Annotated in this window: 14 protein-coding genes and 2 pseudogenes; 10 read left to right on the forward strand and 6 right to left on the reverse strand. The window is 58.3% G+C overall.

From position 1 onward, the window contains the following. The first annotated feature begins 116 nt into the window (after positions 1–116). The 7 genes from XH83_RS07920 (at position 117) to XH83_RS07950 (ending at position 5031) form a co-directional block, all read left to right on the forward strand. On the forward strand, positions 117–764 hold the full coding sequence (locus XH83_RS07920) for a hypothetical protein (protein WP_194406460.1): 648 nt from the start codon (positions 117–119) through the stop codon (positions 762–764). 8 nt (positions 765–772) lie between these two features. Further along, on the forward strand, positions 773–1288 hold the full coding sequence (locus XH83_RS07925) for a hypothetical protein (RefSeq protein ID WP_194406461.1): 516 nt from the start codon (positions 773–775) through the stop codon (positions 1286–1288). A gap of 104 nt (positions 1289–1392) precedes the next feature. Further along, entirely contained in the window at positions 1393–2703 is a 1311-nt protein-coding gene (locus XH83_RS07930; protein WP_194406462.1) for a DNA methyltransferase, read from the forward strand. Between the two features lie 79 nt (positions 2704–2782). Next, positions 2783–3037 (forward strand): type II toxin-antitoxin system VapB family antitoxin, encoded by a 255-nt coding sequence (locus tag XH83_RS07935; protein ID WP_194406463.1) that lies wholly within the window; start codon positions 2783–2785, stop codon positions 3035–3037. Then, the gene (locus XH83_RS07940) at positions 3034–3432 is read left to right on the forward strand and encodes a type II toxin-antitoxin system VapC family toxin (protein WP_194406464.1); all 399 of its coding nucleotides are present in this window, start codon (positions 3034–3036) and stop codon (positions 3430–3432) included. Before XH83_RS07935 ends, XH83_RS07940 begins: the two co-directional genes overlap by 4 nt. A gap of 333 nt (positions 3433–3765) precedes the next feature. Then, positions 3766–4185 carry a DUF5681 domain-containing protein gene (locus XH83_RS07945; protein WP_194406465.1) on the forward strand — a complete coding sequence of 140 codons (420 nt, stop codon included), beginning with the start codon at positions 3766–3768 and terminating at the stop codon, positions 4183–4185. A 369-nt stretch (positions 4186–4554) separates the two neighbouring features. After that, positions 4555–5031, forward strand: a complete 477-nt coding sequence (locus tag XH83_RS07950; RefSeq protein ID WP_194406466.1) for a cupin domain-containing protein — start codon at positions 4555–4557, stop codon at positions 5029–5031. A 103-nt stretch (positions 5032–5134) separates the two neighbouring features. Here the strand turns inward: XH83_RS07950 and XH83_RS07955 are convergent, their stop codons facing one another. From XH83_RS07955 to XH83_RS39675, 3 genes are all read right to left on the reverse strand, one after another. Continuing rightward, entirely contained in the window at positions 5135–6487 is a 1353-nt protein-coding gene (locus XH83_RS07955; protein WP_194406467.1) for a transposase, read from the reverse strand. Positions 6488–7082: 595 nt separating this feature from the next. Then, entirely contained in the window at positions 7083–7214 is a 132-nt protein-coding gene (locus tag XH83_RS40195; RefSeq protein WP_256438919.1) for a hypothetical protein, read from the reverse strand. A 4222-nt stretch (positions 7215–11436) separates the two neighbouring features. Then, the gene (locus tag XH83_RS39675) at positions 11437–11775 is read right to left on the reverse strand and encodes a hypothetical protein (protein WP_246776432.1); all 339 of its coding nucleotides are present in this window, start codon (positions 11773–11775) and stop codon (positions 11437–11439) included. 323 nt (positions 11776–12098) lie between these two features. Here XH83_RS39675 and XH83_RS07965 point away from each other — a divergent pair, with 323 nt between their 5' ends. Together XH83_RS07965 and XH83_RS07970 are read left to right on the forward strand one after the other, a co-directional pair. After that, on the forward strand, positions 12099–12362 hold the full coding sequence (locus XH83_RS07965; RefSeq protein ID WP_194408513.1) for a hypothetical protein: 264 nt from the start codon (positions 12099–12101) through the stop codon (positions 12360–12362). Positions 12363–12611: 249 nt separating this feature from the next. Beyond that, on the forward strand, positions 12612–12896 hold the full coding sequence (locus tag XH83_RS07970) for an H-NS family nucleoid-associated regulatory protein (RefSeq protein ID WP_371746354.1): 285 nt from the start codon (positions 12612–12614) through the stop codon (positions 12894–12896). A 706-nt stretch (positions 12897–13602) separates the two neighbouring features. Here the strand turns inward: XH83_RS07970 and XH83_RS07975 are convergent. The 3 genes and pseudogenes from XH83_RS07975 to XH83_RS07985 form a co-directional block, all read right to left on the reverse strand. Then, positions 13603–14349, reverse strand: a pseudogene (locus XH83_RS07975) (IS5 family transposase). A 172-nt stretch (positions 14350–14521) separates the two neighbouring features. Continuing rightward, positions 14522–15535: a methyltransferase gene (locus XH83_RS07980; protein ID WP_194406470.1), complete on the reverse strand. Its 1014-nt coding sequence runs from the start codon at positions 15533–15535 to the stop codon at positions 14522–14524. A gap of 35 nt (positions 15536–15570) precedes the next feature. Beyond that, entirely contained in the window at positions 15571–16530 is a 960-nt protein-coding gene (locus tag XH83_RS07985) for a tripartite tricarboxylate transporter substrate binding protein (protein WP_194406471.1), read from the reverse strand. A gap of 113 nt (positions 16531–16643) precedes the next feature. Here XH83_RS07985 and XH83_RS07995 point away from each other — a divergent pair. After that, positions 16644–18192: pseudogene (locus tag XH83_RS07995) on the forward strand (winged helix-turn-helix domain-containing protein). The last annotated feature ends 981 nt before the right edge of the window (positions 18193–19173 follow it).

Consider the following 19173-nt stretch of genomic DNA (forward strand, 5'->3'; position numbering starts at 1 on the left):
GGCTCTGTTCAGCGGAGGTAATCGTCAAATAGGAGCCTCGTTGCCGCCTGCCGCGATGCCCCAAGTGGCACAAGTCATGCTATAGTTGGCTCATACATCATCGCGGAGCCAATTCGATGCAGCAGCTTCCCAAAAAGGTACAGCCTCCTTCCCAGTTCGAGAAGCCCGCCAGGGAGCGCTTGATCGAAAAGGCGGATGAGCTGTTTCGTTTGCTCGGGGTCAGGGTTGCTCCAATCTCGATCGCTCACGAGGCGCATACGAGCATGGACACCTTCGCTAAATATTTCGGTCATGGTGATTCCTTGGTGGGTCGTTTCATCAAGACGCTGATTGAGCAGTGCGAGGACTATTGGCGCTCTCTTGCTGCAGAGTATCCGAACGATCCTGAGGCGCAGCTGCGGTGGTGGCTAGCATTCGAAGAGGATCAAGACGGCTACATGATCCAGCCGCGCGTGTTGCTCTCGCGCACGGCGGCGGAATTGTTTGAGCCTCGCAGGCAGCAGCAGCCGCTTCTGCGGGAGATCGAGGAATATTGGCAGGCGGAGAGGCGTCGCGTGGTTGGACTGTGTCGGGCTGCGGGCTTGCGCGATCCTCTCGAGCTCGCGGACAAGCTGCTTTTACTGGTGCACGGCGCGCGCAACGAACGGGGGGCTTACGGGCGCTTAACTCCGAGTCGTGTGCTAAAGAAGACTGGACTAGAGCTTATTCTTGCGCATGGGGCCGCTGCCAGGCCCGCGATCGACGAAGCCCCCGATCTGGATTGAGATTGACCATGAGCACGACAGATGACGCCGCAGTGGTCGTCTTTACCTCCGAGACACGGCAGCAGATTCTGTCGCTCGGGGGATCGCGGGGCTGGGTCCTCAGTCGCAAGAGCGTCGAGCACTCCCATTACCTTGTTTGCTGCAGGCGGCAGGACTGGAACAACAAGGCGGAGGGCATTCCTCCCCGGGCTGCATTCCTGGTCGGCCGGATTTTATCGCTCACGCCGCTCGATGAGACCAAGAACTCGCGAGGGCAAGCTCGATTTCACATCGGAATCTCGGACTTCGCCGACATCGCCGTTGCGGAGGTCTGGCGCAAGGAGCTGCGCAACCCTGTCGCCTATGCTGGTCTGAAGCAGCTCGGGATCCCACTCAAGCGGCTGACGTTTCAACCGGTGGCGGAGGCGCGGCCGACCGGCTCCCATGCGTCGAGGGGAGGGCTAACCATCGCCGAGGCGAAGAAGGCGTTGGCGGTCACTTTCGGCGTGCGGCCGGAAGATATCGAGATCACGATCAAGGGGTGACGGATTAACCAATGGCGCGATTGCAGCCGTCTATCGAGCGAGTATCTTTGAACTATATCCATAGATCATGATATAGTTTTGGCCTGTCCTGCTGGAGAGGTCTGATGAGTGATTTCCGCGTTGACCACCTGCCCATTGCCGAGTTGAAACCGAATCCAGCCAATGCCAGGCGGCATTCGCGCAAGCAGCTGCATCAGATCGCCGCCTCGATCCGCGAGTTCGGCTTCAACAGCATCGTTGTGATCGATGAGGACGGCATGATCCTGGTCGGTCATGGCCGTGTCGAGGGCGCGCGGATGGCGGGATTGGAGCGAGTGCCGGTGCTGCGGGTGGGCCATCTCACGGCGGCGCAGAAGATCGCGTTCTCGCTCGCCGACAACAAGATCGCGCTGAACTCGGACTGGGACATGGACCAGCTGCGCGAGCTTTGGCGCGAGCTTATGGGCGTCGAGATCAATTTCGATGTGGAGGTGACCGGCTTTGAGACCGCCGAAATTGATCTGTTGGTCGATGGCGAAGCGGCGCGCGAGAAGCCTGACAAGAGCGATCTGGTTCCGACGGTGGGGGCAGATCCGGTCTCGCGGCTCGGTGACCTCTGGGTGCTGGGGGAGCATCGCCTGCTCTGCGGGGACGCCTGCGATGCCGCCTCTTTCGCCGATGTGATGGATGGCGAACAGGCGCGCCTAGTGTTCACCGACCCGCCCTACAACGTGCCGATCGACGGACATGTCAGCGGGCTGGGCGCCGTCAAGCACCGCGAGTTCAAGATGGCCTCCGGCGAGATGAGCTCCTTGGAGTTCGCCGGCTTCTTGAGTGTGGTTTTCGGCAACATGGCTCAGATGAGCGTGGATGGGGCGATCCATTTCGTGTGCATGGATTGGCGGCATATGGACGAGGTCTTGAAGGCAGCCGGCGGGGTGTATTCCGAGTTGAAGAATTTGTGCGTCTGGAACAAGAGCAACGGCGGCATGGGCTCGTTCTACCGCTCCAAGCATGAGCTTGTGTTCGTCTACAAGGTGGGGCAGGGGCCGCACGTGAACACGATCGAGCTCGGCAAGCACGGCCGCTACCGCACCAATGTCTGGGACTATGCCGGCATCAACAGCTTTGGCGCGAGCCGTGCGAGCGAGCTCGAGATGCACCCGACGGTGAAGCCGACCTCGCTTGTGATCGACGCCATCAAGGATTGTTCGCGCCGTGGCGATATCGTGCTCGACCCCTTCTCTGGATCGGGGACGACCATCATGGCCGCCCAGAAGTCCCGCAGGCGGGCGCGCGCCATTGAGCTGGATCCGCTCTATGTCGACGTCGCGATCCGCCGCTGGCAGACTTATTCCGGGCAGGCCGCGACTATGGCGCTAACGGGTGAGACTTTTGCGGAAGTCGAGCAGCGCCGGGCTGATCCGTTGCAGTAGAGCGCTCGAAAAATTCGGTCATATGGAGGGCTTGAGCGATATGGTAGAACGGTATAACTATAAGGTAGAGAGGTAGAAAATGAGTTTAAACATCAAGAATTCCGAAGCCCATGAATTGGCGAGCGAGCTAGCAAAGCGGACCGGGGAGTCGTTGACTGCGGCGGTTACGACTGCCGTTCGTGAGCGGCTCGAGCGGGTTCGCCGCGAACAGGGCGCACGTCTATCGGATCGTTTGCTGAAGATCGGTGAGGACTGCGCCAAACACTTGAAAGAGCCCTACCGATCGGCTGATCACGGCGATCTGCTCTACGATGAACGCGGACTGCCTCGATGATTGTCGATACATCCGCGCTCATTGCGATCCTGCGGAACGAGCCAGAGGCACAGCGTTGCGCGCTTGCGATTGAAACTCATCCCATTCGACGGATGTCCGCTGCAAATTTCGTCGAGGCCGCTGTTGTGATCGATGCTAGCCGGGATCCAATCGCCAGCCGCCGTTTCGATGAGTTGATGAAGGAAGCGCAGATTTCGATCGAGCCCGTAACTGAAATCCAGGCGCAAATTGCCCGAGAGGCCTATCGGGATTTCGGCAAGGGCAGCGGTCATGCTGCTAAGCTGAATTTCGGTGACTGCTTTGCCTACGCACTCGCCAAGAGCACTGGTGAGCCTTTGCTGTTTAAGGGCGATGATTTCGTCCATACGGATGTCGTTGTTGCCAGCGGTACTTGATAGTCGTTACTTCAAGGTCGCGTCGTGCACACTCGACCGCCGGTGACGTCGGCATTCGGTGGGATTGAAGCAGGCAATGAGACGATCGCCGTGTAGGCACGCTGAGCTTGTTCGAGATTGCAGTTTGCGGTAGAAAGCTCTTGCCTCGTGCGAGAGCCGGGTTGGGTCCTGTTTGGGACTTTGCGTGATGCACAAACCTGGCATGTAGTACGGAAATGATGGCGTGACGCCTGATGGGTCTGAATCTCTGCTTGCAGGGATTTGGCGAACCCGGAGGCCACGCCATTCTCATTTTGGGTGACCTCCTTGAACCCACTTTCGAGGAGTAGAGTTATGAACCGCAATCCAAAGGGACAGTTTCCAAAGGGCACGTCGGGCAATCCAAAGGGACGCCCGCGGAAGCAGCCGCATCCGATCTGCGATGATCAGGTTCGCCGCGACTTCTTCGAAGCCGACGAAATGTTGGTCCCCATTGTTATTGGAAATAGGCGCGAGATGGTCCCAGCGCGTGTCGTGATAGACAGGCAGCTGATTTCTAAGGCAGCGTCCGGCGATCCGCGCGCCATGGCCCAGTACTATAAGCGCAAGGATCGATTTGTATTCGAATACGTTAACCGGCAGCTCGAGAATCTGCGTGTCATTGTCGAAAGTGAAGACCGCTTGCGCCAGTTTCCGGAAGACGTAACAGATGAATTCAAGAAGGCGCTGAGGTTGCTGAAGCAGAGCATAGATAAGCACTACTATCCGCTTTAGCCGGTTCTAACGCCAACAGCCGTTTTTCGGGCTGACGAGAAGGAGGAGTAAATCATCGTACTCCTCTTTTTCCTCTGTTTCTTCTCACTGCCGAATGTTGGGATGCGCACTCATAGAGGTACAGCCATGCCTGATGGGCGCGAGTTTACCCATGCCAGTCTGGGGTTCGACGGCAAACTTTAGAACACTGACCAAAATAGGCCCATCCTCATGGGCCGTGGCTGACTTCCCCTCTTGGCCTTGCACAGTCCGCTTCTAGGGGCTGAGCGGAACTCTGTCGTCGGAGCTCCCGAGGGCGGCGTTTGACCCCTAGCGAACTCGAGCAGCTTGGCATAACATCACGTCACCACATCCGGCGGGAGCACAACGATGTCGCCCTTGAAGCTGATGACTGGTTTCGTTTCATTCATTGTTTTCTTTGCATCACCAACGGCGCATGCACAATCGCCAGCGTATGCCCGCGTTCTGCCCGACGATTTGATGTGGACGCCATTACCCTCGATGCCAAAAGGGGCACAGGTTGCGGTGCTACATGGCAGTCCCGGGAAGCCCGGCCTTTTTACGATCCGGGTCAAATTGCCTGCGAATTTTAAGCTCCCCGTGCATTCTCATCCAGATGAACGTGTGCGCACAATCATTGCCGGTACTTACTATTCAGCCATTGGTGACAAGGTCGATAATTCTGCGTTGATGGCGTTTCCCGCTGGTACCTTCTCTCATGTGCCGCCAAAGGTTTGGCAGTTTGCGGAAACGAGGGGAGAAGAGGTCGTGTTTCAGATTACAGGCGTGGGACCAACCGGTATTGACTATCTCAACCCTTCTGAAGACCCGCGAAGACCCCAGTAGGACGCGCGGCTATTTCCGGTTTTGGCCGATTCCGTTGAAAAAGGCGGGCAGTATTTCCTTGTAATGGCTCGGTCGCGATGTGGCCGAACTGCTCTACCGATCGCTATGCGAGCCTCGGGGTGGACATCGGGATCAGCTTGGCCATCTTTCTTAGGTTCTGGGCGGTGGCCGCCAGGATGAACTCGTCACGCGCACCGTTTGGACCTCGTAAGCGTAGACGGTCGAGTTTGAGGATGCGCTTGAGGTGCGCGAACAGCATCTCGATCTTCTTGCGGAGCCGACGCGAGGTGCGGCCCTCCCATGATCTTGCGATCTGGCGCGCCATGTCGCGAGCGCCCTCGTAGATCGAGCGTGGCACCCTCCGTGATGGCTGCTTGGGGCAGCATCGGGACTTCAATGCGCAGCGATCACAGTCACGCTTGCTGGCGAGGTAAAGCATGGTGGCGCCATCATTCACCAGCGTTCCGGTCGTGGTAAGAACTTTGCCGCCGGGGCAACGATAAACGTCCCCGGCGTGGTCATAGGTGAAGTCGTCGCGCGAGAAGATCCCGTCTGTGCGAGCCGACTTGTCGAAGACTGTAACGTTCGGCTCGATGCCATGCTCATAGACCAGCCAGGCGAGCATCTCGGCCGAGCCATAGCCGCTGTCGCCGAGGAGCCGGCTCGGATAGAGATCAAACCGCTCCAGCGAGCGCTCAATCATGCGCTTGGCAGCCAATACCTCCGCCTGCCGGATTGCCGTCGTCGCCTCAACATCGACGATGATCGCGTTCTCGATGTCGATCAGGTAGTTCGTCGAGTAGGCAAAGAAGGCTTGGCCGCCGTGCGCTCCCGTCCAGCGCGCCGCTGGGTCGGAGGGCGACACGAACTTCGGGGTCACTTCGGTGGCTGCTCCGAACGCGGCATCATCGAGGACAGCCAGATACTCGTCGATCGCTCGGCCGGCCGCCTCCGGTGGAAGTCCCTTGTCGCCTTCGATCCCCTTCTGCCGATTGGCATCGGCCTTGATCAGGCTCGCATCGACGGCGAATCCTTCACCACCGACCAGCCGCTCCTCGATACAGCGACGCAAAACGCTCTCGAACACGCACCGGAAGAGGTCGCTCTGTCGGAAGCGGCCATGCCTGTTCTTGGAGAACGTCGAGTGATCAGGTACTGCGCCATCTAGACCAAGCCGGCAGAACCATCGGTAGGCCAAGTTAAGGTGGACCTCATCGCACAGGCGCCGCTCCGATCGAATGCCGAAGCAGTAACCGATCAGCAGCATCCGGATCATCAGCTCGGGATCGATCGAAGGTCGACCGATACTACTGTAGAAAGGCGCCAGGTCCTGTCTGACCTCTTCAAGGTCGACAAATCTATCGATCGACCGGAGCAAGTGGTCGGCCGGGATATGCCTTTCCAGCGAGAACTCATAGAACAACGCGGCCTGCTCGACTTGCCGATGTCCCATCATGATCTTCAGTCCTGCCAATTAGACTGACTGAATCATTGATCCCTCTGCGTCGCAACCGCCGCCTTTTTCAACAGAATCGGCCCGTAGCTGACCTTCACGGCGATGCCTGCTGAGGGCCGCTTATGAAGACTGAACGGGCAAGGCTCCGCCACGGCGCGGGCTAGTCAGGCTTCTGTACACGAGGCCTAGTCGATGCTCTCAAGCATCCTCGCCGCTCGAGTGCGATGCACCCCTTTTCTGCATCTCCATGTCGCCCCCCGCTAGACGGTGGACCTGAAGCAGCCCTGTTCGATCCCTGTAACGACCCTGATCATCTCCTGTTCTTGATCCTGTTACTGGCGTCCCCTTGGCGGTGCAGGTGGCTCATAAACTGCTCAGATTTGGGCATTTTCTCCTGCATGTTGCCCGCCAGCGACGATATCGCGCATATTTATCAGGCAGATCAGGTGCATGAGGACGTGACCTCACCCTCTAAGCCCTCTTGCTGCCTGGTGAGAATCGTCTCATCGACTCATAGAAAAACCGCCGCTGCTGATTGCTCAGCATTGCGGCGGGCTGTCGTCGATTTGAGTGGTTAGTGAAGCGCTTCAGTTCGTCACGGCACGTACCAATATCCCCACCAGCGCTGTGACACCGGCCGCGCCTGCGCCTTCAGGGCGGCGACTTCCTCGACCGGGCGAAGCTGGGGACCATAGATCGCGGGCGAATAAACGTCATCCCACAGCACAACGCCGCCCCGGACGGCGGCGGCCCGGTGTGACGGCGCCAGCGCGAGCCCGGTTTCATTTTCGGAACTTACGAAAAATGATTCGCTTTACCGATTTGTCCCGAATAGGCTCCTGCTCACCGGGGCTGGCTTCATATTTCCCCTAGAACTTTTCACCCGGATTTTTTGGCACGGCGCGGGCCGCAGCGAAATGAACCTCCGCTGCGGCCTTCGTGCGTGGGCCCGTATGACCCTCGGGCTGCCCTTACAAGGCGCCGACCCGCTTACACATGCTTATGCAGCCCCCAAAACGCTATTAGCAGAAGGGCCACGGCTCCAATTCCCAACAGCATGAGAATAGCTTCCAGCATGACGAATCAAGCTCCGCCCGTGCAATAGGTTACATCCGGGCGTGAATATGTCATCCAGGGGGGCCGTTTGCTCGGGCAGCTAATGCGGAGCGGCGTCCACCTGCGCCACTTCGGAACATCGATCTGGGATGTAACACTTCGGTTACAGCATTTGCCGAAGAGCGTTGCTAAGCAGTTCTGGGGCAACGGAGGCGCAGCATGTCAGCCGATATCGCTCACAGACCAGAACGAGACGAAGACCACTCAAAGGTCAATTCTCAGGCGACTCCTCATCCGTCCGGCGTGCATTTCGCGGAAGCTATCAAGGCGGAGGGGGACGCTGATCCTTACCTGCCGGGCAAATGGAGCTGGGGACCAACGAAGGCTTCGTTCGATTGGTAGATCGCCCGCATAGCATCGCAAACCCGTTGCGCTTTCGTAGCTATCTGCTATCGCCGGCGCTCAGACCGAGCATCGTAGTAGATGATCGCCGCGAATGTGGCCCCCACGGCTAAGATGCCGACGCAGCCAGTAATCAAAAGCCCTACCACCATACCCTGGTAGTATTCGCAAGCGCATCACGGCGGCAATTCACGAATGATTAGCAGCGGGAATGACGGTTGATTGCGTCTATCCGCATCGACGAGTCCCGTCAGTCTTTGGAAGCGGCGTTGCGTTTATCAAGGACTTGACGCCTCCAACTTGCTCAGGAGGCGCGCCGTCGGCCCACCAACTTTTGAGCCAAGCTCCCTCAGTCAGCGTATACAAGCTTCCACCGCGCTTTCCGATTTTTCGACAGTCCTGGCCGTGCTGACCGCGATGGGACTGGAGTTGAAGGTAACACCTAGGAGGAGCGACAAACGAACAGCCTCACTCGGGCGGATGACACAGCAGTGTATGAAGCGAGCTCCGTTCGATACTGGTCAGGGGAAGCTTGCGCTGAAGCGAGCGGGCTAAGACGTCGGTCTCCACGGTAAAATTGGTGATGCGTGGTTCTTCCGGAACGGACCGAGTGGCCGCCGCGGCACCCCTGCCCAGCCTTCCTCCATAGCCGGGGCCGGGGACATCACTAGCCTGCTTCGAACTCATACACCGTTTCGAGTCAACGGCGTCTCTGGTTGTTCTCAGCCAGCCAGACCTTCTCTCTAAGCCTCTCTAGGTCTTCCATTGCTTTAAGCAATCTCGTCAATTCGGAGACGATGTGTGCCAGAGTGGGTTTGCGCAGTTTTCGGACTCGAGATTTCTGCCTCATCGCGAAACGGCTCCCTGCCAGGACCGACGGAGATGTGGCTTGAGGCGCAAGAACCATGCCAGTGAGTGCAACCGCAATTATTTGGCCGGCGTCCCTCTCCACCCATAGGCCTGGTGTGCGATCTGGCCAGTGGCGTCGTCCCTCTCGTCAGAGAGACGCCAGGCCGCACTCCGAGCAAACAGTTAAAATTACTGCTGTTGTTAACGGTGCATCGATAGAAACTGACTCACACCTATACCCGCAAATCGACGCATGAGTGAGGGCCATGAAACGTTGATTCGGAAAATACAGATCCGTTGACCTAAAGGCAGGGCATCCCAACAACAGCCAGTCCGGATTTATCCCGCGTGCAGTTTCTCCATGTCGGCCGCGCGAGCCGCACCTGTTCGAACAGCGGAATACTGATTGGTACGGAAGGCAGCCGGTTATGAACTCACACTCGAGACGGGCCGCGGCGTAGGGGCAAAGTGCAGGTGGGAACGTTGGGTGCGGGCGCGGACCGCACTGATAACGTTGCGGACCTCGCATCCCGCGATGCTGAAAGGGCGGTCGAAATGAACGAGGAAAAGCCGATCACTGCGAGTGCTATGAACACAACTCCGGAAAATACGCTGGCCATTTGAACCTTCCTCACTCGCCTCAGCATCGGACGGAAGTGTTTCAGTATTGTTTCGCTTTGGCGCCAATATGGCTTCGTACACACAACCGTGTACTGCGGAGTGGTCTTGCTATGGCTACCCATAAGCTCCTGCAGGGGCCATCTAGGAGTGAGCTAGCAGCCCAGAATATTTACATCTCGGATGGTTGCACCGGCACAACGGGCAATTTTGATTACGGGACTTTCCGTCCGAGATCTTTCAGCACCGCGTGAAGAAAATCGCTGGCATGGTCGTATTGCGCGTTGCCGCTTCTGACCTGGTGGGCTTGCGGCTCCATTATCCGGCCCACGGTTTCGGGGCCCAGAAGTTCAACTCTGTCCGACCGCTGCTGCAGTAGACGATCGGGAATGTCTTTCACGGATTCGAACAGTCTGAGCAAGCACTGTTCGCCCGCCGACTCATGGTCGTGATGAGCTTTCGCTGCGAAAAATGCGAATAACCCGCGGAATGCCTCACGGGAACGACAGGTTTTCCCATCGCAATATCCCTGAAAATAAAATCCCAATAAGATCTAGGTTGCCGACTTCGCACGGGAAAAAGTTGCAAAAATTACTTTCGTTCACCTAGGTCAATGCTCGTAATCTACTCAGCCCTAAGCCAAGAGCGCCGCGGATTGTATTGGTTGCCTTCGACGGTCCTGTCGAGACTTTGTCGCGACCAAAATATTTAGTTCATCTATTTAAAACGAGGTGTGGCTAGCTCAAACTGGTTCGGGCTCCGGTGATTGCCGCTGCTTAGCCGGCGCAGGTGGCCCCGGAGCGCGACGACCAAGAGCCCCTTGTGCAGCCAGGCGGTCGAGAAGCTGGGAGCGCGATATCCGAGCTTCGCGTCTCGTGTGGTGTGCCGCACGTTCTTCGTGCGTTTTGACGCGCAATAGAGCGCCGACGACCAGCATTCGAAACCCTTGCGAAGCCTAAACCGAAAGCCGTTGCTCATAAGCGCGAATGGAACTTTAAAAGCTCGCGATTTAATGACAAATTTTGTTATAATATATAATTATGATGACTCCATCGCAAAAATGAAAAATATGCTTGGAGAAAATGGGAGGTTGCAATGGAAGCTGCTCGCCGCTTTCGCGCCATGGCATTGCTTTGTCGACAGACTGCCGCGCTTCAACCGGGCAGAAGCTGGCAGCTGCTTGCAGAGGCGGAGTACTGGGAGCATCTGGCGGCTGCGGCTTTAGCTCATTGAGCTTCGGTCGAGTGATTGTTCGTGTTTCTCTTTTTCGGCGGTTTTTTAGTTCAATTCATTTTCCGAGGCATGTGATGTTGCGTACCCAGACTTATACTTGTGCCGTTCTGAGAGCGCGGCTGCAGGCGCTGGTGACGGAGCTTAGAGAGGTGGAGAAGCTCCGAAGTAAGCTCCGCCATGTAGAAGCGAGAGCAATCAGCCGAAGACGTCGGATCAGGGCGGACGGCAAAGCGAGAGCCCTTTAGGCTCGAGACTCGCCTGGTCCGAAGCTTGATATTCGAATCCCCAACTAAGTGGGGAGGTCGCCGTTCGTCCCGCGGGGGAATAACCTCCGCGAGTATGTCTCTGCGACGCACAGCCCGCCAGCCACTGCGACGTACCTCGCTATTCTTTAGAACACTCAGCGGCGAAGCCCGGGCCTCTATTCAGGATTGCGGGCTCGCCCCAGAGTCTCATTCGTTACACTTCGGAACACTGCAACAAGTCGATCGCGTTCCCAAAGCTCCACGTCGTGCTGGCCGTTCATCTGCTGGGCTCGACGTCTCGCCGCTTGCTCGTCAATGCAATCGAGCTTTGCAGCGCAGATCACTCGCCGATTCCCGTCCACCATGAACACTCTGTACCGCACGATGGCAGTCCCAAACTCAAGAGAGGACTGCATCATAATCGAATGTTGGGCTGAGGCAGTATGAGATGAAGTGCAGGCGCGTGGAACATTATAAGTGTTGCAATCCGGTAGATCCAGCGCGCCAGAAACTCACCGAGCCTTTGGGTGATCTACCAGCATGTTTTCAGTGGCGAAATCTCACCGCGTGCCGAAGTGCCCGAGTCGCGCTTAGTATCGAGAAGCCTCCCAGCATCATCAATGCCGCACCGAGCCAGGTTACCGCTCGGCTGCGCACCTCGCCCGGCGCCTGTTCGTCGCGCGCAGCCGTCGGCATAACAAGAGATAAGTCGCCTCGCGCGGCAGCGGAAAGCTTCTCAACCTCAGCTTGGGACGGCACGGAATGCTCGGCCGTGAGCTGGCCGCTGGGAAGATCAGAGAGGGGAGCCGCCGTAATTGGGGTCGACGTGCCGGAATCGAACACAGAAGCAGCATTCGCCACCTTCATTTCGCGTGCCGGCGGCATCGGTTGAGGCTCGTCAGCCTTCGCAGAGCTTGGTAACTCCGCGTGCGCATCGCTTACCGGGCTCCGCCTTTGCCGCATGTTCTCGTTCTCGTCGGGCCTGACGGTGCGGGTAGCGATGCGACGATGACCCGGTTGTCGCGCCGTCGCGACTCCCTCGGCCAAGAACCAGCATTTGCTGCGGCCTTCCCGCCGATACACCCAGCGCTGGCTGGTGCCGGGCGGGTTGCCGGGCTGTGCCAAGCATTCCGGTCGCGCTGACGAGCTTGTAGCAGGTTCGCGAGGTGCAGGATGAAACAAGTCAGTAAACGGGGCGGAGAGCGCAGGTGTCGCCGCAAGATCTCCAAGGAGAACCAAGCTGGCGAAACGACATCGCAAATGATCGGACATCGAAAACTCTCGGTGATGTGCCCCACCCGAGACTTCGCGGCGATATTGGCCCCGATACGACTAAAATCCGGCAGGGCAATGAATTAAATGTGTTCCTGGTCAGTGGAATTAAAATACCTATCCAGCTCGCGTCGGTTGCATCAGGGTTAGCTCAATTGGCCAAGCTGGGGGCGAAGCTGACGAGCGAGTTTCTTGGATAATCTCGCTTTGGTTGCGGCGAGCGAGCGTTGCGTCGATGATCAATTAAATGCCCTGCCATGATGTTACCGCTGTCATGCCATTCTCCGCGCCGCATCCCGCATTTAAATGTGGATTGTGCGATTATCATCGGTCTGATGCCTTGCCTGCTTCTTCATCTCAGACTTTTGTGCCTAGGCTTTCGTCCCTAAACCTCGGATCTCGCCATGGACACCGCGCATTTCAATTCGCTCTCCCTTGATGAGCTCTGGATGTTTCACCAGCAGGTCACTGCCAGGCTTACTCAGAAACTCTTGGTGCAAAAAGCACATTTGGAGGAACGACTTCACAGGATTGGGCTAGCCGAGAATGCTACACGGTTCGATCGTAAACGCCGTCCATACCCGCCCGTTCGTCCCAAATACCGCAATCCCACGAACCCGTCGGAGACATGGTCCGGTCGTGGCAGGCTGCCGCGGTGGCTGCAGCCGCAGCTCCGAGGCGGTCGGAAGTTAGACGATTTCCTAATCGAGCGGGCTTCAGTGCAAAAGCGCTAGGCGAATTCAACGGCGGTTGCGACATCTGGAATGAGTATGCTGGCGACGGCGGTGATCCATCCTGCGGCTGGGATCATTGCTTCAAAGCCTCATCGAATTCCGGTCTAGAACCGTGCTTGGAGGGATTGTCATCCCGCTATTTGAAATGACCATCTTTTCTCGGCTGGACCGCGCGGTCTTCTGTGGTCGCCACATCGAGGCCGCGTTTGTTGCGGGAAATCGGCTGAACCGTTGAGCTGTAACTTTCGGCCGCGCGACACATTGGCGTGGCAGACCGGTTCTCGCTCGATGCTATTTCTTCAGTAACAGCCCCAACTTCCGGGCCATTCGCCTCACGGACCCCGCGTAGCGGCCGAGTTCGGCGGCGATCCTGCCGGCGCCAACTCCCTGCCGGGCAAGCCTTCCCAATCGTTGGGTCTCCTCTTTAGCCCATTGCTTTGGCTTCGGTGTTTTCATGCTGCGAGCACTCGGCTCGAACCAGTAAACCAGCGAGCTTGGTGGTTGACACTTGGGAAATTTACGGGTGGCCAGCCCTTTAAGAGGGGTTGTTGCAATCTGCTTGGATCGTCTCAAGACCGGGGCCGGCGCAGTGGTCTGGCGGAAGCAGCCGCAGGCTCGTGAAGCAGGGCTCGCTGCCGACACGAGCTGCACGATGCGGATCTCGGAAGGATCGGCTGCCTCGAGCCGCATCTCGTACGCGGACTCATTAAAGGCGCAGCCATAGCCTGATTGACGTGGGTTGAACGAAGGCAAGGTAGTTGGCGGCGAGCCTGTCGTAGCGCGTCGCCACCCGGCGACGTTGTTTGATCCTGTTGAAGAGCCGCTCGACCCGGTTACGAGCCCGGTAGAGGTAGGGACTGAAGCAGATAGGATCGCTGCGATTGCTTTTCGGCGGGATGTTGGCCCACGCGCCCTTCTTCATGGCAAGCGCTCTGATCCAGCCGGCGTCATAGCCACGGTCGGCAAGCAACATTGACCCGGACTTCAGACGAGACAGCAGTTTTCCCGCAAGTCGAACGTCGTGGGCCTCGCCAGGACTCAACGCCAGCCGTACCGGCAGACCATTGCTATCGACCACCGCATGAAGTTTACTCGTCAAGCCGCCGCGTGACCGCCCCATCGATTGGCGCTGGTTTCGCATGATGCAGGCTCCATGCTGATGCACGCGGACAATCGAGGTGTCGATCATTTGGACAGCGGCATCATGAGCAGCGGCAAGTGCGTCTATGATACGGCTCCAGACCCCAGCCCTCCGCCAGCGAACGAAGCGGTTATATCAAGTGGTGTACGGGCCGAACGCCTCAGGCAGATCGCGCCAGGGTGCTCACGATCTCAAGACCCAAAAGATGCCGTTTAGGACACGACGATCGTTTACCCGAGGAACGCCACGCGGCTTGTTGGGCAACATCGGCTTGAGGGCCGCCCATTCAAAATCGGCAAGTTCATAGCGCATGATTCGAAGCTCCATTTTGACAGCTTGAATCACAGGCATCCGACCAAACATAATGCGCCTAATTTGTCCACCGTCACTGCTGCTTTTTGAGCGGAGCGGACATCAACCAAGGGACTGTCCGGCTGGATCAGTCAAAATGATCCTGTGTCCGCACCGGAAGATATGGCGCCGTCTATTTTTCGCCGATGATCATGGAGTTTCCACCTGGAAGGTGGCGAACCATCGTCTTTGTGAACCCGGCCGAACGCATCCAACCGGTGCAATCCGTTGCCGTATATCCAAACCCACCCGCCGTCCAAAGGAGCATGTTGAGAGAGGAGAGCAAGCCAGTTGTGCTTGTGCGCCGGTCGTCATCGATCAGCATATCATAGACGATGACAGCCCCGCCGGTCTGGATCGATCGATACGCCTTGTCCAGCAACATCTTCTTGGCTTCAAGGTCCCAATTGTGGAGGACGCGACCCAACACGATGACCTCGGCCTGAGGCAACGGATCCTTGAAGAAATCGCCTCCCGCGAAACTCACCCTATCAGCGACGTTGCGTTTGACCGCGTACTCCTCGAATGCCGAGCACAGCATCGGGAGATCGAATCCGATCGCGCGGACGTGAGGATGAACCAAAGCAACCTGGACCGGTAGGCAACCTTGAGCGGTGCCTACGTCGCAAAGTGTCTGATAGTTCTCCCAGGGGAACTGGTGAGCGATACCTTGAGCGGCGAGCAAGCTGCCGGACGTCATCGCGGTGACGAAGGTCCGGAATCTCGCTGCGTCGTTGTACAAAGACCCAAAATGATCATGGCCATGCGTTTCGGCCGCCGGGTTGCCGGTCTGCAGCGACTGCGTCAGCGACCCCCATAAGACGTATTCGCGGCGGTTGTACTGATCGAAGCTGGCGCCGAGATACGTCGGCTTCGCTCGGTCTAGATAAAAATCGCTCTCCTCGGTGTTGCGATATCGCCCTTCGTCATCTCGCGTCAGAAGACCAGTGGCGACGAGTGCATCGAAGAAGTCGCGAGCTGAGCGACCGTGGACCCGAATGCGGCTGGCGAGATCCCTCGCATCGAGCGGGCCGGCTGCGAGCTCGGAAAAAACTCCGAGTTCGACCGCGCTCAATAGAACTTTCGCCTGTCGATAGGCGCTGCCGATCTCGAAAAGCCGATCGGTACGCGGATGTTCGCGGGTCATGGGACATTTCTCCTGTCTCGGTGCTTTGCGCGTCCCTATTTCGGCGGCGCCTGGGTGTAACGGGCGAGCGCGTCGCGCTCGTCCATGACGATCTTTTGCAGTTCTGCCGGAGAGGTGACTCGTACCCGCATGCCGATCGCATTGAAGCGTCCCGCCAAGTCCGCGCCTGCGCCGATCGCGTGCAGGTCGGCACCGATGCGTTCACGCAGCTCCGCCGACATCCCGCGGGGCGCGAAAAAGCCCAGGAACGCTTCGTACTCAAGCTCCGGAAAACTCGACTCGCGCGCCGTGGGAACGTCCGGTAAGAAGGGGGATCGTTGACTATTCGTGATCGCGATAATCTTGATCTTACCGGTTTGCGCCATCGGCAACTGGGTCGCGAGGGCAGCAGCATAGAATTGGAGTCGATCTTCCGAGAGGTCCTGCATCGCCATGCTCACCTCTCGGTATGGGACACGCGGGAGATCGATGCCGGCGCGCTTCAAAAACCCCGGCACTAGATAGTCCAGACTGCCGGGAGTTCCGCTCCAATTGAACTGGCCCCGCTTGAGGCGTGCCTGCGCCACAAATTCGGACAGCGAGCTTGTCGCCAGGGAAGCAGGCACCCCTATCGCTACGTAGACTTCAGCGGCCGCCGCAACCGGCAGCAGATCATCGGGATTGTACGGAAGGCTGCCCGCGTGCGCGAGCAGGTTGCTCGTGAGCGGTCCCCCGTTCGTATAGAGGAGAGTATGACCATCGTTCGAGTTGAGCACCGCGGTCGCGGCGATGATGCCGTCGGCGCCTGGACGATTTTCGACGATGACGGGCTTCCCCCACCGCTCCGCAAGCTTTTCGGCGAACGGACGCGCCGTGACGTCGCCACCGCTGCCAGGCGGAAATGGCGTGATGATCTTCACGACTTGGGTTGGCCACGACTGGGCGTTGCCCGGAAGCGCGGCAAACGAAAGAGCGATCGTTGTCAGCAGTCCCAAAGCTAAATGCGTGGTGCGCATGACGGAATCTCCTCGTCCCGATCGCCGGCACGGCGGTTTGTCGGGCTCGATGGACACTACGGAGCGATACCCTTAAGGTCCTTGTTTCAGGGTCTGAAGAGTTCTGAACAGGCATGGCGGTCAATCCGAAACCGGATCGAGACACTGTTCGATTTGGAAAGTTTGTGCTGGATCTTGTCGAGCGGCGGCTGACCTTTTCGGGACAGCCCGTCAAGCTCCCAAGCCGCGCGCTCGATATCCTCTGCGAATTGGCTTCGGTCCAAGGCGAGGTTGTGAGCAAGGATCGCCTGATGGAAAAAATCTGGGGCGGGCCGCGTGGTGGAGGAGAACGCGATCCAGGTGCACGTGTCCGCCTTGCGCAAGGCACTTGAACTCGGAAGTGACGGTCAGAGCTACGTCGTTACCGTTCCGGGACGAGGCTATCGCCTCGTGGGAGTCAAGAATGGTCCAGACATGCTGGCGTATTCGGGCTCTGGAGACATCCCGGCGCGCGGGACTACGGTCGCCGTGCTGCGGTTCGCCAATCTTAGTGGGGATTCCAGCCAGGATTACTTCGCCGATGGTATCGTAGAGGACATCATCACGGGACTATCCCGTATCACCGGTCTATCGGTGGTCGGCAGCACGTCGAGTTTGCTGTTCGAAGCCGGCACCGGCGACCTGGCAAGTATCGGGCGGAAGCTGGGGTGCCGCTATCTCGTGCAGGGGAGCGTGCGCAAGGCCGACAATCGCATAAGGATCACGGCGAGGCTGGTTGAATCTGACACGGGTGCTGCATTGTGGGCCGAGCGGTACGATCGCCGGTTTGACGATATTTTCGAAGTTCAAGACGCCATTGCGATGAGCCTGATCGGGGCACTCGAACCGAATCTGCGCAAGGTCGAAATCGGCCGCGTCCGACGAGAGCGTCCCAACAGTCTCGATGCCTATGATCTCGTCTTGCGGGCGATCTCATCAATGCGCACGACCATGCCGACGGGCGCTGGGGAAGCCATTCCACTTTTGCAGAAGGCATTGGAGCTGGAGCCCGATTATTCGGCTGCTCAGGCACAGCTGGCGCGATGTTTTCAGATCAGATTCAGCCGCGGTGGACTGAGCGAGGCCGATCGCGCCACCGCCGTCCGCTATGCTCGCGCTGCGACGAGAAGTGATGACGCGACCGCACTCGGTGCTGCCGGTCTGGTGATCTGGTTCGCTGACCCTGACTTCAGTGACGCGTTCGAGGTGTTTCGCCGGGCTCTGTCGATCAGTCCTTCAAATGTCGTTGCCTTGGGGAATAGTGCATTCGCGCATGCGTTCATGGGCGACCGCCAAAGTGCGCTTGAACTGGCGCAACACGCGCTCGAGGTAAGTCCTTTCGATACACTGATTGCTCATATGGCGATCGCGGTGACTGAGCTCTATGCCAATCGGTTTGATGAAGCTCTGAAGGCAGCGGCTCGCGCAGTCGAAGCCAATCCTTCATTCAGTGTGCCGCACGTCCTTCAAACGATTGCCCTGGTCCGGCTCGGTCGAATCGAAGAGGCGAGATCGGCCGCCGAACGTGTCTCGAACCTAGACCCCACGTTCACGATGCCAGTATGGTCAGTCACCGTACGGAAAAACCCTGCCGTTTTCGATCCAATGGCACAGGCGTGGAGCGAGCTCGCTAATTGCAGTTAATGTCTGCGCATGCGATGTGCGACATATTGCGCCACCGCATGATCTCGGCCGCTTTCGGAGCGAAGCAGACAGGTCGAAATTAATGAGTACGCGCCCTCGTGGGCGACCTCAACCGAAATGGGCATCCGCCTTTAAAAGAGTGGTCTTGAGAAAAAGGCTGGTCTTGGCCCAGCTGCGCTGACGAGTCAGCATATACCGCTCGTCTCGGCGAACTAGGTCAATTACCGGTGGAGAAGTGCGTGGCTCGAGGACGAGTGTGTGTTGCATCAACAGGAACTGGATTGCGGCGTGGGGGTTAATGCAAATTTGGCGAAGGAGATCGTCAGATGCCCGCCAAGCCGCAATTAATTGCCGCCATCGTCGCAAGCTCATTTCTAGTGGTCCTCGCGTCAGACGGCATGGCTAATGCCGGGTCCGGAGGCGCAGGCACCGGGACAGGCCCGAGTAGCGCCAGCGCTGGCCCGTCGGCACCCTCTGGAATGGGGACGGGTGCAGGTAACGCTGGTTCGTCAGCAACTCCGGGAATGGGAACGAAAGATACTGTCACCAGCGGAAATCCAGGCATCAACGCCGAGCCGAGCAATTCGAACGTTCAGCCCGCCACGCGGGCGAGGTCGCGGGCGGCAGCCCAGGCCGCACGAAATGCAGGGGCTGGCCACGCGCAAAATGGCCTGCCGATCGGTGCGGTCGGGAGCGGCACGAGCAAGGAGGACCAAATGGCCATCGGCCTAGCGTCTTCCCGAAATAGATCCGGGCCAGCAACACAGGCCCAAGGAAACACCAATGTTGATTCAGAAGGTCTCTCAGGGAGAGGCACGAGCCTTTCGGACCAGATCAGCCTTCCGCGCGCTGCACGAGCTGGAGACAAGGTGCTGGACGCCAAGGCGCAGGTCGGGCGACGGACAATTGTCTCCCCCCGACGCGTTCCGGGTCGGCCAAAATTAGGTTTATAGGCGGAGGGCGCGCCTCTTTTCGCGGTGC

Origin of the sequence: Bradyrhizobium sp. CCBAU 53351, assembly GCF_015291745.1 — a bacterium.
In the GTDB taxonomy this organism is placed as follows: Bacteria; Pseudomonadota; Alphaproteobacteria; order Rhizobiales; family Xanthobacteraceae; genus Bradyrhizobium.